Source organism: Kitasatospora sp. NPDC036993 (genome assembly GCF_055607525.1).
In genome coordinates, this window is the sequence record NZ_JBVJRP010000004.1 from 1 (window position 1) to 14,839 (window position 14,839).

The window sequence follows — 14,839 nt, forward strand, 5'->3', positions numbered from 1 at the left end:
CGATGTCGACCTGGGCGTACCGCATGAACGGCGACATCTGGTCGGCGGGGATGACCGTGCGGTCGCGCTCGTACACCTTGGCGATCAGGCCGCCCTTGGCGTCGAAGATCTGGGTCGCCTGGGTGAGCGGCGGGGTCTTGAAGTCGTCGGAGACGCTGTCGAAGCTCTCCGCGGTGTCCTTGGCGGTCAGCCCTATGGCGCCGACGGCGGGCAGGGCGAGGCCTGCCAGCAGGAGTCCGGAGAGCACGCTGACGCCCAGGAACTTCACGCCGTTGCCGGCGTGCTCCAGCGCTGATCCGCCGGAGCGGTCGCGAGGAGCTCCGGTGTTGCCTGGGGGCTGGGGTGCCTGGGGGCGCTTCGGTGCCATGGGGAGAACCCTACGTCGCGGAATCCCGCACACCGGGGCAGGTGTTCGCCTAGGCTTGTCACAAGCTTGCGACAGCTTCGGTGCGTCAACATCGTTCACTCGTGTGGGCGAGGAGACTTGCCCGAATTACCCGCCGATGGCCGGATTTTGAGGCAGCTGTGGCCTGCTGTACCCCTGTGGCCGGTCACGCTCCGTGGTGACGTCTGTGGCGAGGGTGAGGGTTCGGTCCTTGGCAAGGTGTACGACCTGCGATCACTCCAACGAGTGAGCTGATAGATACCCATAGTCCGATCGGGTCATGCGAGATTGAGCCCGAAGGGGCTGTTGCAAGCTGTCGTTCTTCCGTAACGTCCTCAACTGGCAACGGTGAACATGCCGTTGCCGCCGTGGGGGAGCCTCGATACGGGAGAGGACGGCGCCGGGATGGGCTGGGTTGACGACTGGAGTGCGCAGGCCGCCTGCCGCACGAGTGATCCGGACGAACTGTTCGTCCAGGGGGCGGCGCAGAACCGCGCGAAGGCGGTGTGCAGCGGTTGTCCCGTCCGGACGGAGTGCCTCGCGGACGCCCTGGACAACCGGGTGGAGTTCGGGGTGTGGGGCGGGATGACGGAACGCGAGCGCCGGGCGCTGCTGCGCCGCCGCCCGACCGTCATCTCGTGGCGGAGGCTGCTGGAGACGGCACGCACCGAGTACGAGGAGTCCCTCGCGACCGGCGTGATACTGACGGACTACGCCCAGGCGGGCTGAGCCCGGCCGCACCACGCGGTCCGGGCCGGTCGGCCCCGCGGGCGCGGACTACACCGCGCCGTTGAGCCGGTCCCCGATGGCCCGCAGTCCGTCCAGGTCGTGCACGTCGCCCGGCAGCGCCGGCACCTCCACGATCGGCACGTCCGGGTACACCGAGACGAAGCGGTCGCGGGTACGGCGTTCGCGCCCCACGATCTGCATCCGCTCGGCGTGCAGCCGCAACAGACCTGCCGCGAGCAGCTCCGCCTCGGGTGAGGTGTGCTCCGAGCCGTTCTCCTCCAGGGCCTCGGCGGCTGCCAGCGCCCGCTCCGCGGTGAGCTGCGGCGCGCCCGTGCCGTGCACCCGGTTGAGCACCAGCCCGGCCAGCGGCATCCGGTCCGCGGCCAGCCGGTCCACGAAGTACGCCGCCTCGCGCAGCGCGTCCCGCTCCGGCGCGGCCACCACCAGGAACGCCGTGCCCGGCGCCTTGAGCAGCTGGTACGTGCGGTCCGCGCGCTCGCGGAAGCCGCCGAACATCGAGTCCATCGCGCTGACGAAGGTCTGCACGTCGGTGAGCAGCTGGGCGCCGAAGATCTTGCCCAGGGTGCCGGTGAGCAGGCCCATCCCGGCGTTCAGGAACCGCATCGCGCTGCGCCCGCCGACCTTGGCCGGGGCGGTCAGGATCCGGATCACCCGGCCGTCCAGGAAGGACCCGAGCCGGTTGGGCGCGTCCAGGAAGTCCAGCGCCGAGCGGGACGGCGGGGTGTCCACGACGATCAGGTCCCACTCCTCGGCGGCGCGCAGCTGCCCGAGCTTCTCCATCGCCATGTACTCCTGGGTGCCCGCGAAGCCGGCCGACAGGGACTGGTAGAAGGGGTTCTCCATGATCGCCCGGGCCCGCTCGGGCTCGGCGTGGGCCAGCACGACCTCGTCGAAGGTCCGCTTCATGTCCAGCATCATGGCCTGGAGCTCCCCGGTGCCGGTGACCCCCTTGACCACCCGCGGAGTGTTGTCCAGCTCGGTCAGGCCCATCGACTGGGCGAGCCGGCGGGCCGGGTCGATGGTCAGCACCACGACCTTGCGGCCGCGTTCGGCCGCCCGCAGGCCGAGCGCGGCGGCGGTGGTGGTCTTGCCGACGCCGCCGGAGCCGCAGCAGACGATGATCCTGGTCTTCGGGTCGTCGATCAGCCCGTCCACCGCGAGCCGCTGCCCGGTGCTCCGGACCCCGTTGCCTGTCGCGCCGGTGCCGTTGGTGGTCATGCCGCCCCCTGCCGCTTCAGTTCGCCGGCCAGCCGGTACAGCCCGCCGAGGTCCACGCCCTCGCCCAGCAGCGGCAGTTCGTACGTCGGGAGCCGCAGCTGCTGGATGTCGGCGCGCTGCGCGCGCTCCAGCTCGACCCGCTCGGCGTGCTCCCTGGCCTGCTCCAGCAGCGGGTCGAGCAGCGGCTCCACCGCCGCCCTGACCTTCTCCGCGGTGCGCGGGCGGCCGCCCAGCCCGGCCTCCCCGAGCGCCAGGGCGACCTCCTCGCGGTGGTCCCCGTCCACCGCGGCCACCGCCGCCGCGTCCAGCACCGGCGGCCTGACCAGGTTGACCATCACCCCGCCCACCGGGAGCGCCGCCTCGCGCAGCTCCCCGATGCCGTCCACCGTCTCCTGCACCGGCATCTCCTCCAGCAGGGTGACCAGGTGCACCGCGGTCTCCGGCGACTTCAGCACCCGCATCACGGCCTGCGCCTGGGTGTGTATCGGGCCGATCCTGGCCAGCCCGGCGACCTCGGCGTTGACGTTCAGGAACCGGGTCAGCCGTCCGGTCGGCGGGGCGTCCATCACCACCGCGTCGTAGCGCCGCCGGCCGTCCCGCTCCTTGCGCCTGGTCGCCTCGCAGGCCTTGCCGGTGAGCAGGACGTCCCGCACGCCGGGCGCGACGGTGGTGGCGAAGTCGACGAAGCCGACCTTCTGGAGCGCCTTCCCGGCCCGGCCGAGCTTGTAGAACATCTCCAGGTACTCCAGCAGCGCCAGCTCGGTGTCGATCGCCAGCGCGAAGACCTCGCCGGCGCCGGCGTCACCGGCGGGCAGTCCCAGCTGGGTGCGGGAGACCGAGGCGATCCGGCGCTCCTCGTACGGCAGCGCGGCGATCCCGAACAGCTCGGCGATGCCCTGCCGGCCCTCGACCTCGATCAGCAGCACCCGCCCGCCGTCGGCGGCGAGCGCCAGGGCCAGCGCCGCGGCCAGCGTGGTCTTCCCGGTGCCGCCCTTGCCACTGACCACGTGCAGCCGGACGCCCTCCCAGTCGGGGTCGCGCCGGTCCGTCTGGCCGGGGGTGCGTGCCACGCTCCGTCTCCGTCCGTCTCCGTCCTGTGGGCGTTCCCTCCTGCCGAGGGTGCCCCTCGCCAGGGTGCCCTCCCGCGAGGGTAACCAGGGACCGCGCCGGATGCCCGGAGCACCGGGGCCGCCAGGCCTGATCATGCCCTCTTTGTGCCCCACCTCACACGCCTCGCGGCCGGCGGAGCGGATCGCCGCGACGGCTCGTCTAGAGTCTGGCCATGACCAAGTGGGAATACATGACGGCGCCCCTGCTGGTGCACGCCACCAAGCAGATCCTGGACAACTTCGGCGAGGACGGCTGGGAGCTCGTCCAGGTCGTGCCCGGCCCGAACCCGGAGCAGCTGGTGGCCTACTTCAAGCGGGAGAAGAACGCATGAGCAAGGTCGAGGAGAAGCTCGCCGAGCTGGGCCTGACCCTGCCGCCGGTGGCCGCCCCGGTCGCCGCGTACGTGCCGGCCGTGCAGTCCGGCGACCTGGTGTTCACCTCCGGCCAGCTTCCGGTGGTCGGCGGCAAGCTGCCGACGACCGGCAAGGTCGGCGCCGAGGTGTCCCCCGAGGAGGCCAAGGAGCTCGCGCAGATCTGCGCGCTGAACGCCCTGGCCGCCGTGAAGTCGGTGATCGGTGACCTCGACCGGATCGAGCGGGTCGTCAAGGTCGTCGGCTTCGTCGCCGCCGCCCCCGACTTCATCGCCGTCCCGGCCGTCGTCAACGGCGCCAGCGAGCTGCTCGGCGCGGTGCTGGGCGAGGCGGGCGTGCACGCCCGCAGCGCCGTCGGCGTCGCGGTGCTGCCGCTGGACGCCCCGGTCGAGGTCGAGCTCCAGGTGCGGGTCAAGACCGCCTGAACGTGATCGCGGAGGCGGGGCCGGGCCTGTTCGGCCCCACCTCCGTGTTGCCGGGGTGTGTCCGATCGACCGGTGAGCCTGGCGGGAATTGTCGGACACGCCCTAGCATCCGGGCATGGACCATCGAGCGACGACGCTCCCGATGCCGCCCGGCTGGCCTGCCCGGATCCGGGCGGTCGAATCCGGCGCGGTGACCCCGCCGCTGCCCAGGCCCGCCGCGACCGTCGTGCTGCTGCGCGACACCGCCGAGGGGCCGGAGGCCTACCTGCTGCGCAGGCGCACCTCGATGGCCTTCGCGGCCGGGATGTACGCCTACCCCGGCGGCGGGGTGGACCCGCGGGACGCCGAGGTCGAGCCCCGCTGGGCCGGGCCGGCGCCCGAGGAGTGGGCGCGTCGGCTCGGGGTGGACGCCGGGACGGCGCGGGCGGTGGTCTGCGCGGCGGTCCGCGAGACCTTCGAGGAGGCCGGCGTGCTGCTGGCCGGCCCCGACGCGGACAGCGTCGCCGCGCCGCGCGACTGGTCCGCCGAGCGGGCCGCGCTGGAGGCGCACGAGCTGTCCTTCGCCGAGTTCCTCCGGGACCACGGCCTGGTGCTGCGCAGCGACCTGCTGGGCGGCTGGGCCCGCTGGATCACCCCGGAGTTCGAGGAACGGCGCTACGACACCTGGTTCTTCGTGGCCGCGCTGCCGGCCGGCCAGCGGGCGGCCCTGGAGGTCGGCGAGGCCGACCGGGTCGCCTGGCTGACCCCCGCCGAGGCGGTGCGGGGCCACCGGGAGGGCCGGTTCGGGATGCTGCCGCCGACCGTGACGGTGCTGCGCGAACTGTCGCCGGTGCGGACCGCCGCCGAGGCCCTGGCCGTGGCCGCCGACCGCCCGCTGGCCCCGGTGCTGGGCCGGGCCGAGGTCCGCGGGGACCGCCTGACGGTCCGCTGGCCCGGATACGAGGAACTGACCATCGACGGGGAGTTCCCCGAGGGCTCCTGACCGTTCCACCGACCGGGACCACCCGTCCCGACCCGCAGGGCCCGCACGACCTGCACGACCCGCAAGATCCGTACGACCCGTACGACATGACCTTCCCGCACCTCCGCAGAGAGAGGACCGACGCCCGATGACCCACGACGACGTGGCTCGCCGGACGGCACCCGAGATGCCCGCCCGCCGCCTGATTCCCCGTGTCCCCGCCTGCGACAGCCAGGCCCCGTTCGTCGAGGTGGCGCAGCGGGCCCTCGTCCGGGCGCTGCCGCTGCGGGCCCTGCACCGAGACCTCGGAGGCGGCCGGTGAGCGGACTCCTGCCGGGTGACCCCGCCGCCGTCGTCGGCGGCGAGGCCACCCCTCGGGCGCTGTGCGTGCTGGCGCCGAACCCGTCGCCGATGACGCTGGACGGCACCAACACCTGGCTGCTCTCCGAGCCCGGCTCGGACCTCGCGGCGGTGATCGACCCGGGCCCGCTGCACGAGGGCCACCTGCGCCGGGTGATCGACCTCGCGGAGGAGCGGGGCAAGCGGATCGCGCTGACCCTGCTCACCCACGGCCACGCCGACCACTCCGAGGGCGCGGCGCGCTTCGCCGAGCTGACCGGCACCGAGGTGCGGGCACTGGACCCGGCGCACCGGCTGGGCGCGGAGGGCCTGGTGGGCGGACAGCGCCTGGACGTCGGCGGCCTGGACCTGCGGGTGGTGGCCACCCCTGGGCACACCTCGGACTCGCTGACCTTCCACCTGCCGGACGACGGCGCGGTGCTCACCGGGGACACCGTGCTCGGCCGCGGCACCACGATGGTGGCGCACCCGGACGGCCGGCTCGGGGACTACCTGGACTCCCTGCGCAGGCTGCACACCATGGCCTCCGACCAGGGCGTGCGGACGGTCCTGCCGGGCCACGGCCCGGTGCTCGCGGACGCGCTCGGCGCCGTCGACTACTACCTGGCCCACCGGGCCGCCCGGCTCGCCCAGGTGGAGACCGCGGTCGAGGACGGCTGCCGGACCGCGTCCGAGGTGGTGGCCCGGGTCTACGCGGACGTGGACCGGGCGCTCTGGCCGGCCGCCGAGCTGTCGGTGCGGGCCCAGCTGGACTACCTGGTCGAGCACGGGCTGATCCCGGGCCAGGGCGGCGACTGACCGCGCCGGGGCGGCGACCGACCCGGGGAACGCCGAAGGGCCCGTCCGATCCGGACGGGCCCTTCGGCGTTCGCGGGCGTCAGCGCGAGCGGCGCGACAGCCGCTCGACGTCCATCAGGACCACCGCGCGCGCCTCCAGCTTCAGCCAGCCACGGCCGGCGAAGTCGGCGAGCGCCTTGTTGACCGTCTCGCGGGAGGCGCCGACCAGCTGGGCCAGCTCCTCCTGGGTGAGGTCGTGGGCGACGTGGATGCCCTCCTCGGACTGCACGCCGAACCGGCGGGAGAGGTCCAGCAGGGCCTTGGCGACGCGGCCGGGCACGTCGGAGAAGACCAGGTCGGACATCACGTCGTTGGTGCGGCGCAGACGGCGGGCGATGGCCCGCAGCAGCGCGATGGAGACCTCGGGGCGGGCGTGCAGCCAGGGCTGGAGGTCGCCGTGGCCGAGGCCGAGCAGCTTGACCTCGGTCAGCGCGCTGGCGGTGGCGGTGCGCGGGCCCGGGTCGAACAGCGACAGTTCGCCGATCATCTCGCTGGGGCCGAGCACGGCCAGCATGTTCTCGCGGCCGTCCGGCGAGGCGCGGTGCAGCTTGACCTTGCCCTCGGCCACGACGTACAGCCGGTCGCCCGGGTCGCCCTCGTGGAACAGCGACTCCCCACGGGCGAGGGTGACCTCGGTCATGGAAGCGCGCAGCTCGCCGGCCTGTTCGTCGTCGAGTGCCGCGAAGAGTGCGGCGCGCCGCAGAACGTCGTCCACGTGCTTCCTCCTTCTCGGCCGTACGGCGGGTGGGCCGTCCGGCACAAGTTCCGTTCAGTGTTCTGCATCACCAAGCATGGCGCATGTCGCTCCGATCATATGAGGAGGGGGTGTGCGGAGGTGTGCCGTGCGGGGCCATTCGTACCGGCGGGTCACCGTGCGGGCCCGGTGGCGGGAGCCCCGGGGCGGCCATCGGACGAACGCTTGTCCGGTCTCGTCGAACAGTGGCCGACCGCATATGCTTTACGGGTAAATTACCTGCTAATCTTTTGTGCATGGCCACAACCGCCCAGTTCCGGCAGGCACTTCGGATCGGCCCGTCCGGGGACATCTGGCACAAGCCCGCGCTCAGCGCCGTGGTCACCCTCGGTGCGCTCAACCTGACCCTGCTCGGTCTCGGCCGGCTCGACCTCGCCCTCTACACCTCCGCCGGGGGCCTGGGCGCCCTGTACGGGCACGGCCTGCCGTACCGGGCCAGGGCCCGGACACTGGCCGGCGTGTTGCTCGGCACCGTGCTCAGCACCGGAGCGGCCCTCACCGCCGCGGCGCTGACCCACGACGCCGCCGTCCTGGTCGCGGTGGCGGCGGTGCTCGCCGCCCTGCACAAGCTGTTCTGCGACGCCGCCCGGGTCGGCCCGCCCGGCAGTCTGATCATCACCTTCACCACGGCGAGCTGCGCCTTCCTGCCCCAGCGCCTCTCCGATGTCCCCGCGCACCTGGCGCTCACCGTGCTCGGCGCCGCGCTGGCCTGGCTGGTCTGCATGGCCCCGGCCCTGGTGCGCCCGTACGGGCCGGAGCGGATCGCCACCGCCCGCGCCCTGGAGGCCGCCGCCCGGCTGCTGCGGACCGACCGGGACGGTCCGGGCGCGGCCGCCGCCCGTACCGCGCTGGTCGGCGCGGTCGAGGCGGCGTGGCAGAGCCTCGCGCTCTCCTCCCCGAACCGGCCGCGGTCGCTCGGCGACCGACCGGAACGGCTGCTCGTGCACGCGGAGTCCGCCCTGACCGGGCCGGGCCGGGCCGAGGACGCCGACCGGTACCTCGCCCGGGCCCGCGACCTGCGCCGCGACCGCCCGCTGCCACTCCTGGACCTCACCGACGCGGAGGAGGCCGAACTGCGCGCCCGACTCCCCGCCCCGCGCCGTCCGTTCCACCGGACACCGCACCGGGCGCTGCGCCCCGGGTCCGCGCTGCTGCCGATCGCCCTGCGGGTCGCGGTCGGCTGCGCCGCGGCGGGCTGGCTGTCGCTGGCGCTCGGCGTCGGCCGGCCGTACTGGGCGGTGGTCACCGCCGCCTCGGTGTTCCAGGCCAACAGCACGCTCACCTGGCAGCGCGCGCTGCAACGGGTGCTCGGCAACCTGCTCGGGCTGCTGCTGTTCACCGCCGTGCTGCCGGTCGCGCACTCGGGCCCGGTGGCGCTGATCGGGCTCGGGCTGGTCTGCCAGTTCGGTGCTGAGGCGACGATCGCCCGCAGCTACTGGCTGGCGACGGTCTTCGTCACCCCGATGGCACTGCTGATGACGGAGTTCGCGGGCCCGCAGCCGGCCGGGGCCCTGGTCGCCGACCGCTGGCTGGACACCTGCGTCGGCGCGCTCACCGGACTCGCGGCCTGCCTGCTGGTCACCAACCGCCGCACCGCCGCCCGGCTGACCCGCGCCCTGGCCGGCGCCGAGGCCGCCGGCCACCGGGCGCGCGCCTCCGCCGGTGCCTCGAGTGCCCCGGAGGCCCACGCCGCCCGCACCCGCCTCGCCGCCGCCCTGCTGGAACTGCGCGAGGCCGCCGACACCGCCGCCGGCGAGTGGCGCCGCCCCGACCTCCCGCACCAGCGCGCCGCGGTCACCGAGCAGCAGGCCCACCACCTGCTGGCGGCCCTGCTGGAACGGCGCGGCCGCCGGGACCTGCCGGACACGCCTTAGGATCGAAGCCGATCGGCAGGCCGCAGAACGGGAGCAGCACGCGTGGAGGACGTCGTCGCAGGTGTGCTGCGCCAGTGGGAGCGGGCCTACCCGGGGCTGGACACCGGTCCGATCGCCGTCCTCGGCCGGATCAACCGCTGCGCCGCGCTGCTCCAGCAGACCCCGGACCCGCTCACCAGGGCCGGGCTCACCCGCGCCGAGTTCGACATCCTCGGCGCCCTGCTCCGCCTCGACCGCGAGCTGACCCCCACCCAGCTCGCCCGGGAGAGCTTCGCCTCCGGCGCCGCCGTCACCAAGCGCCTGCGGCTGCTGGAGGAGCGCGGCCTGGTCAGCCGCCGCACCGACGACCGGGACCGCAGGGTCGCCCACCTCGCGCTCACCGAGGAGGGCCGCGCCCTGGTGGACGGCCTGATCCAGGAACTCGTCGCCTACGACCGGGCCCTGCTGGTCGGCCTCACCCCCGCCGAGCAGGACCGCCTCGCCGGGGCCCTCAGCGGCCTGCTCAACAGCCTTGAGGGGACCATCGGCCGCACCCCGGGCTGAGCGCCGCGGCCGGCCACGCCCGATGCCGGTGTCGGTGCGGCGTCGGTGTCGGTGCGGCGTCGGTGCCGGCTTCGGTGTCGACGGATCGTCGGCGGAGCGCCGTCGACGGGAAACTATGCTCGGGTGCGACGTGTCAAGTCGTCTGCCGGGAGCACTCCTTGGGCCACCGCGCGAACCGGGACGACGACGGTCGCCCCCACCCGGAGCGCCCGCCCCGCCCCGGTGACCCGCAGGGCGCAGACGAGCGCGGTGAAGGCGCCGGCGAAGCCCGCCTTCCGGCCCCGTACCGTCCGCCAGGCAGGCTTCGACACATGGCTCGGCTCCCCCCGGTACGGCGCCCTCGACGTCCTCGCGAGCCTAGCTCCGGGCGTACCGGCCGTCATGCCCTTCGTTGACGAAGGGAAGCCTCGTTGAGCCTCGCCGGAGGTCGGTCACGGTCGGATCCATGCGAAACGCACGGTCCGTCAACGCCGGAGGCGCCATGTCACCGAAGCGATCCGCCGTCCGGGCCGGGCGTCGCCGGGCCCGGCCGCGGAGCTGGACCGTCGGCAGCCAGCCCATCTCCCCGGCGATCCGGATCGCGTCGACCCGGCCGCCACCTCCCTGATCGCCGCCGCCAGCTCCCGCGCCGGGGCGTCCTTCCCGAGGAACCCGAGCGCACGGGCGGAGAGCGCGGCGCGCAGGTACGCGGGTCGCACCAGTCCGGTGAGGACCAGCGTCCGGCAGCCGGGGAGCTTCTCGTGGAGTTCGGCCGCCGCCCGCAGCCCGTCCAGTCCCGGCAGGTCGATGTCGAGCACCGCGACGTCCGGGCGCACCTCCAGGGCGGTCGGCACCACCAGGTCCCCGCGCTCCACGTCGGCGACGACCTCCAGGTCCTCCTCGTACGCGAGGAGGGCCATGAGCGCGCCGCGCACCATGCTCATGTCCTCGGCCAGCAGGACCCTGATCATCCGCACTCTCCCCCTGTCAGGTGACGGCCACGGGCGGGGTTCATCAGACAACAGGCCCTGCCAGGGGCCGTTTCCGCGCTTGATCGGCCCCGAGCGGTCCGCCGGTCGGCGTAGCCTTCGTGCATGGCAGAGAGCAAGGTCCGGACGGCCGCGGCGAAGCCGGTGGCGAAGAAGGCGGCGGGCAAGCCGAGGAAGCCGGAATCGCATCTGGCGATGGTGCGGCGGGCCCGGAGGATCAACCGCGAGCTGGCGGAGCTGTACCCGTACGCGCATCCGGAGCTGGACTTCGAGAACCCCTTCCAACTGCTGGTGGCCACCGTGCTGTCGGCGCAGACCACCGACCTGAGGGTGAACCAGACCACCCCGGCGCTGTTCGCGAAGTACCCGACGCCGGAGGACATGGCGGCGGCGAACCCGGAGGAGCTGGAGGAGGTCATCCGCCCGACCGGCTTCTTCCGGAACAAGGCGAAGTCGCTCATCGGCCTCTCGATAGCGTTGCGCGACGAGTTCGGCGGCGAGGTGCCCGGCAGGCTGGACGACCTGGTGACCCTGCCCGGTGTCGGCCGCAAGACCGCCAACGTCGTCCTCGGCAACGCCTTCGGGGTCCCCGGCATCACCGTGGACACCCACTTCGGGCGGCTGGCCCGGCGGTTCGGCTGGACCACCGAGGAGGACCCGGTGAAGGTCGAGGCGGCCGTCGCCGAGATCTTCCCGAAGTCGGAGTGGACGATGCTCTCGCACCGCGTGGTCTTCCACGGCCGCCGGATCTGCCACTCCCGCAAGCCCGCCTGCGGCGCCTGCCCGATCGCACCGCTCTGCCCCGCGTACGGCGAGGGGGAGACCGACCCGGAGAAGGCGGGCAAGCTGCTGAAGTACGAGATGGGCGGTCAGCCGGGGCAGCGGCTCCAGCCCCCGGCCGACTTCCCCGGTGAGGCGGCCGCCCGCGCGGACGCCGCCGTCCACCACGGGCGGGTCGCGGACCTGGCGGTGGACGCATGAGCGAGCGGTGGGGGCACCCCGGCGGCCCGGAGACCGGAGGCGCCGTGCGGGGCATCGAGCCCCACGGTCTGCCGGACTGGCTCGCGCCCGTGCAGGAGGCGGCCGAGCGGGTGCTGCCGGAGCAGCTGAGCCGCTTCCTGCCGCCGGCCGAGGGCGGCCGTCCCGCGGCCGTGCTGATGCTGTTCGGCGAGGGGCCGGACGGTCCCGACCTGCTGCTGATCGAGCGGGCCCGCTCGCTGCGCTCGCACGCCGGCCAGCCGTCCTTCCCCGGCGGCGCGCTGGACCCGGAGGACGGCGACCCGAACGGTCCGGGACCGATCGCGGCGGCGCTGCGCGAGGCCTGGGAGGAGACCGGCCTGGACCCGGCCGGGGTGCAGGTGTTCGCGGAGCTGCCCCGGCTGTACATCCCGGTGAGCGACTTCGTGGTGACCCCGGTGCTCGGCTGGTGGCGCGAGGAGTCGCCGGTGCACCCGGTGGACGAGGGCGAGACCGGCGCGGTGTTCCGGGTCACGCTCGCGGACCTGGCCGACCCGGCGAACCGGGTGCGGCTGCGGCACCCCTCCGGGCACCTCGGGTCGGCCTTCGCGGTCGCCGGGCGGCTGGTCTGGGGCTTCACCGCCGGGGTGATCGACCGGGTGCTGCACCACAGCGGCATGGAGCTGCCGTGGGACCCGTCCCGGATCGTCGACCTCTCGGACGAGGCGCTGGCCCTGGTCCAGGGCGACCTCGAACACTCCAGGGCGCTGCCGGGCGGCGACTCCGGCGCCTCGTGACCGGCCGGCGGCGCGTCCGGCGGGACCGGCGGGTCCGGTCCGTTGTGACGGGCCGTCGGCGCGTCCGGCGCGCGGACCGTGGGAGGGTGTCCGGGTGAACGTCCTGGATGTGCTGCTGATCGCCGCGGCCGTGGCATTCGCCGTGTCGGGCTACCGGCAGGGCTTCGTGGTCGGCGTGCTCTCTCTGGTCGGCTTCCTCGGCGGCGGCCTGCTGGCCGTCGAACTGCTGCCGCTGCTGGTGCTCGACCACATCGGCCCCGGCACCACGGCCTCGGTGGTGGCCGTCGTGGTGGTGATCGTCCTCGCCGCGATCGGCCAGGCGGTCACCGCGCACTTCGGCTGGAAGCTGCGCGGGCACATCGGACGCCGCCCGGCCCGGGTGCTGGACGCGTCCGGCGGCGCGGTGGTGAACGTCGTCTCGATGCTGCTGGTGGCCTGGCTGATCGGGTCGGCGCTGGCCGGCGCGTCACTCCCGACCGTCTCCAAGCAGGTCCGCTCCTCGGCGGTCCTCGGCGGGGTGCAGGACGCGCTGCCCGGCGACGCGCCGAACTGGTTCTCCGACTTCTCCAAGGTGCTCGCCCGCAACGGCTTCCCGCAGGTGTTCAACCCCTTCGAGCACGAGCCGATCACCCAGGTCGACACCCCAGACCCCGCGCTCGCCGCCAGCCCAGCGGTGGCGCGGGCCCGGCAGAGCCTGGTCAAGGTGGTCGGCACGGCGACCTCCTGCAGCAAGACCCTGGAGGGCAGCGGCTTCGTCTTCGCCCCGCACCGGGTGATGACCAACGCCCACGTGGTCGGCGGGGTCAACGAGCCGACCGTGCAGATCGGCGGGGTCGGCCAGCTGTACGACGCGACGGTGGTCCGCTACGACTGGCAGCGCGACATCGCCGTCCTGGACGTGCCCAAGCTGAACGCGCCCGCGCTGACCTTCGCGGGCGAGGCGAAGACCAACGACAGCGCGATCGTGGCCGGCTTCCCGGAGAACGGCGCCTTCAACGTCCAGCCGGCCCGCATCCGCGGCCGGATCCAGGCCAACGGCCCGGACATCTACCACCGCGGCCAGGTGGTCCGCGACGTCTACTCGGTGCGCTCGGTGGTCCGGCAGGGCAACAGCGGCGGGCCGCTGCTCACCCCGGACGGCGAGGTGTACGGCGTGGTGTTCGCCAAGTCCCTGGACAGCGCGGACACCGGCTACGTGCTGACCGCGGCCGAGGTCCGGGAGGACGCCGAGCGGGGCGTCGCCGCGACCGCCCGGGTGGACACCCAGGGCTGCGCGCTCTGAGCGGGCGGCGCGGCCGGTCGCCGGCCGCCGCTCCCCGGTCGCCGATCGTGCTCCGGAGGGCGCGCCGGACCGGACCGCCCGATATCCGTCACACCGTCAGGCGGCCCTGATAGCGTCGGCCGCGCTCACCCGTTCGGCTCAATCGGACGCCGTCCAGGAGTGGGCCCGACGGGAGGTCCCGGCAGTCCGATGATGGGTCACTCGCACGCGGTGAGCGGGGCGATGCTGTACGCGGCCTCGGCTCCCTTCCTGCCCCCGCTGCTGCTGCACACCACCTTGCAGCCGGCGGACATACTGATGGGCACGGTGCTGTGCGCGGGCGCGGCCCTGCTGCCGGACCTCGACCACCACGACGGCTCGATCGCCAACTTCCTCGGCCCGGTCTCCAAGGTGCTCTGCCGCTTCGTGGCCTGGGCCTCGGGAGGCCACCGGCACGCCACCCACTCACTGCTGTTCGTCGCGCTGACGGGCGCCGGCACCTGGGCCGGGGTGACCTTCCTGGGCCGCAACTTCACCCTCGGGCTGACCTTCTTCCTACTGGCGCTGGCGATCAGGGCCCTGCGGCTCTGCCCGCCGGGCGACGGCCCGGAGGCGTGGATCACCGTCATCGGCCTGGCCGCGCTCGGCACCTTCGGGATGAACACCTGGATGCCCAACTCGCCCGGCTGGCTCCCGTACGCGGTGGCCCTGGGCACGCTGGCGCACTTGCTCGGCGACTGCCTGACGAAGAAGGGCGCGCCGCTGCTCTGGCCGCACAAGGAGCGCTACGAGATCGTGCTGATCAAGCGCAGCGGCAACAGCGTCGAGACCAAGGTGCTGGTGCCGATCATGTCGGTGGCGACCTTCGTCCTGCTCTGGTTCACCGCGCTGTCGCCGACGATCGTGAACTGAACGGGGTGCCGGGTACCCGGCACCCCGGCCGAGGTGACGGCCGGTGTGACGCGGCGCGAGGCTCAGGTCTCGCGCCGCAGCCGTGCGCCCACCCAGCGGGCGCGCCGGCCGAGGATGCGGGGGATGCCGAGCTGTCGCCGCTCCGTGCGCTGACGGCCGTCGGGGCCGTCGAAACCGAGGTCGTCCGCCCGGTCGGGTCGGTGGGCGGAACGCTGGGGGCTGTTGTGGCGTCGGCCGCGCGGAGCGCCGCCGCTTTCGGGCATCCAACTCATACCGGAAGGGATGCCCCTGGGCCGGTGGGGGTAACCGCCCCGGCCTCGCCGAAATTGGCCTATGCGGATGTCATATGAGCGTCAA

At 73.9% G+C, this 14,839-nt stretch carries 16 protein-coding genes and 2 pseudogenes; 12 read left to right on the forward strand and 6 right to left on the reverse strand.

Features of this window, described 5'->3' with window-relative positions:
- A pseudogene (locus ACZ7C5_RS09105) lies at positions 1-367 on the reverse strand (hypothetical protein); the annotation flags it as partial.
- A 423-nt stretch (positions 368-790) separates the two neighbouring features.
- Here ACZ7C5_RS09105 and ACZ7C5_RS09110 point away from each other — a divergent pair.
- Entirely contained in the window at positions 791-1,114 is a 324-nt protein-coding gene (locus ACZ7C5_RS09110; protein ID WP_030240986.1) for a WhiB family transcriptional regulator, read from the forward strand.
- A gap of 48 nt (positions 1,115-1,162) precedes the next feature.
- Here the strand turns inward: ACZ7C5_RS09110 and bagB are convergent, their stop codons facing one another.
- A complete protein-coding gene (bagB, locus tag ACZ7C5_RS09115) occupies positions 1,163-2,353 on the reverse strand; it encodes an ATPase BagB (protein WP_188295896.1) in 1,191 nt (396 codons plus the stop codon).
- Positions 2,350-3,423, reverse strand: a complete 1,074-nt coding sequence (gene bagA, locus ACZ7C5_RS09120) for an ATPase BagA (RefSeq protein WP_188295895.1) — start codon at positions 3,421-3,423, stop codon at positions 2,350-2,352. The genes bagB and bagA overlap by 4 nt, the downstream gene beginning before the upstream one ends.
- Positions 3,424-3,635: 212 nt before the next feature.
- Here bagA and ACZ7C5_RS09125 point away from each other — a divergent pair, with 212 nt between their 5' ends.
- The 5 genes from ACZ7C5_RS09125 (at position 3,636) to ACZ7C5_RS09145 (ending at position 6,377) form a co-directional block, all read left to right on the forward strand.
- The gene (locus ACZ7C5_RS09125; protein WP_094743074.1) at positions 3,636-3,794 is read left to right on the forward strand and encodes a DUF4177 domain-containing protein; all 159 of its coding nucleotides are present in this window, start codon (positions 3,636-3,638) and stop codon (positions 3,792-3,794) included.
- On the forward strand, positions 3,791-4,258 hold the full coding sequence (locus ACZ7C5_RS09130) for a RidA family protein (protein WP_401080527.1): 468 nt from the start codon (positions 3,791-3,793) through the stop codon (positions 4,256-4,258). Before ACZ7C5_RS09125 ends, ACZ7C5_RS09130 begins: the two co-directional genes overlap by 4 nt.
- A 115-nt stretch (positions 4,259-4,373) precedes the next feature.
- Positions 4,374-5,240, forward strand: coding sequence for an NUDIX hydrolase (locus ACZ7C5_RS09135; RefSeq protein ID WP_401080525.1), 867 nt, complete (start codon positions 4,374-4,376; stop codon positions 5,238-5,240).
- Between the two features lie 127 nt (positions 5,241-5,367).
- Positions 5,368-5,541: a hypothetical protein gene (locus ACZ7C5_RS09140; RefSeq protein WP_188295892.1), complete on the forward strand. Its 174-nt coding sequence runs from the start codon at positions 5,368-5,370 to the stop codon at positions 5,539-5,541.
- Positions 5,538-6,377: an MBL fold metallo-hydrolase gene (locus ACZ7C5_RS09145; RefSeq protein WP_401080522.1), complete on the forward strand. Its 840-nt coding sequence runs from the start codon at positions 5,538-5,540 to the stop codon at positions 6,375-6,377. The genes ACZ7C5_RS09140 and ACZ7C5_RS09145 overlap by 4 nt, the downstream gene beginning before the upstream one ends.
- A 79-nt stretch (positions 6,378-6,456) precedes the next feature.
- Here the strand turns inward: ACZ7C5_RS09145 and ACZ7C5_RS09150 are convergent, their stop codons facing one another.
- A complete protein-coding gene (locus ACZ7C5_RS09150) occupies positions 6,457-7,131 on the reverse strand; it encodes a Crp/Fnr family transcriptional regulator (RefSeq protein WP_030240972.1) in 675 nt (224 codons plus the stop codon).
- 275 nt (positions 7,132-7,406) lie between these two features.
- Here ACZ7C5_RS09150 and ACZ7C5_RS09155 point away from each other — a divergent pair, with 275 nt between their 5' ends.
- Both ACZ7C5_RS09155 and ACZ7C5_RS09160 read left to right on the forward strand, forming a co-directional pair.
- Positions 7,407-9,044, forward strand: a complete 1,638-nt coding sequence (locus ACZ7C5_RS09155; protein ID WP_401080520.1) for an FUSC family protein — start codon at positions 7,407-7,409, stop codon at positions 9,042-9,044.
- A 42-nt stretch (positions 9,045-9,086) separates the two neighbouring features.
- Entirely contained in the window at positions 9,087-9,587 is a 501-nt protein-coding gene (locus tag ACZ7C5_RS09160) for a MarR family winged helix-turn-helix transcriptional regulator (RefSeq protein WP_401080518.1), read from the forward strand.
- Positions 9,588-10,174: 587 nt separating this feature from the next.
- Here ACZ7C5_RS09160 and ACZ7C5_RS09165 read toward each other — a convergent pair.
- Positions 10,175-10,537 (reverse strand): annotated as a pseudogene (locus ACZ7C5_RS09165) (response regulator); the annotation flags it as partial.
- A 123-nt stretch (positions 10,538-10,660) separates the two neighbouring features.
- On the opposite strand from ACZ7C5_RS09165, the gene nth reads away from it, so the two are divergent.
- The 4 genes from nth to ACZ7C5_RS09185 all read left to right on the forward strand — a co-directional run bounded on the left by nth (position 10,661) and on the right by ACZ7C5_RS09185 (position 14,482).
- Entirely contained in the window at positions 10,661-11,536 is an 876-nt protein-coding gene (gene nth, locus ACZ7C5_RS09170; RefSeq protein WP_401080516.1) for an endonuclease III, read from the forward strand.
- Positions 11,533-12,309 (forward strand): NUDIX hydrolase, encoded by a 777-nt coding sequence (locus tag ACZ7C5_RS09175; protein ID WP_188300224.1) that lies wholly within the window; start codon positions 11,533-11,535, stop codon positions 12,307-12,309. The genes nth and ACZ7C5_RS09175 overlap by 4 nt, the downstream gene beginning before the upstream one ends.
- A 94-nt stretch (positions 12,310-12,403) precedes the next feature.
- A complete protein-coding gene (locus tag ACZ7C5_RS09180) occupies positions 12,404-13,591 on the forward strand; it encodes a MarP family serine protease (protein WP_188300225.1) in 1,188 nt (395 codons plus the stop codon).
- A gap of 189 nt (positions 13,592-13,780) precedes the next feature.
- Positions 13,781-14,482: a metal-dependent hydrolase gene (locus ACZ7C5_RS09185; protein WP_401080513.1), complete on the forward strand. Its 702-nt coding sequence runs from the start codon at positions 13,781-13,783 to the stop codon at positions 14,480-14,482.
- Between the two features lie 62 nt (positions 14,483-14,544).
- On the opposite strand, the gene ACZ7C5_RS09190 is transcribed toward ACZ7C5_RS09185, so the two are convergent.
- A complete protein-coding gene (locus ACZ7C5_RS09190) occupies positions 14,545-14,754 on the reverse strand; it encodes a hypothetical protein (RefSeq protein ID WP_159028462.1) in 210 nt (69 codons plus the stop codon).
- Between the last annotated feature and the right edge of the window lie 85 nt (positions 14,755-14,839).

Bases quoted from the DNA above. Each gene is read 5' to 3' on its own strand.
- ACZ7C5_RS09110 (WP_030240986.1), top strand. From the start codon at position 791: ATGGGCTGGGTTGACGACTGGAGTGCGCAGGCCGCCTGCCGCACGAGT.
- bagB (WP_188295896.1), bottom strand. From the start codon at position 2,353: ATGACCACCAACGGCACCGGCGCGACAGGCAACGGGGTCCGGAGCACC.
- ACZ7C5_RS09125 (WP_094743074.1), top strand. From the start codon at position 3,636: ATGACCAAGTGGGAATACATGACGGCGCCCCTGCTGGTGCACGCCACC.
- ACZ7C5_RS09130 (WP_401080527.1), top strand. From the start codon at position 3,791: ATGAGCAAGGTCGAGGAGAAGCTCGCCGAGCTGGGCCTGACCCTGCCG.
- ACZ7C5_RS09135 (WP_401080525.1), top strand. From the start codon at position 4,374: ATGGACCATCGAGCGACGACGCTCCCGATGCCGCCCGGCTGGCCTGCC.
- ACZ7C5_RS09140 (WP_188295892.1), top strand. From the start codon at position 5,368: ATGACCCACGACGACGTGGCTCGCCGGACGGCACCCGAGATGCCCGCC.
- ACZ7C5_RS09155 (WP_401080520.1), top strand. From the start codon at position 7,407: ATGGCCACAACCGCCCAGTTCCGGCAGGCACTTCGGATCGGCCCGTCC.
- nth (WP_401080516.1), top strand. From the start codon at position 10,661: ATGGCAGAGAGCAAGGTCCGGACGGCCGCGGCGAAGCCGGTGGCGAAG.
- ACZ7C5_RS09175 (WP_188300224.1), top strand. From the start codon at position 11,533: ATGAGCGAGCGGTGGGGGCACCCCGGCGGCCCGGAGACCGGAGGCGCC.
- ACZ7C5_RS09185 (WP_401080513.1), top strand. From the start codon at position 13,781: ATGATGGGTCACTCGCACGCGGTGAGCGGGGCGATGCTGTACGCGGCC.
- ACZ7C5_RS09190 (WP_159028462.1), bottom strand. From the start codon at position 14,754: ATGAGTTGGATGCCCGAAAGCGGCGGCGCTCCGCGCGGCCGACGCCAC.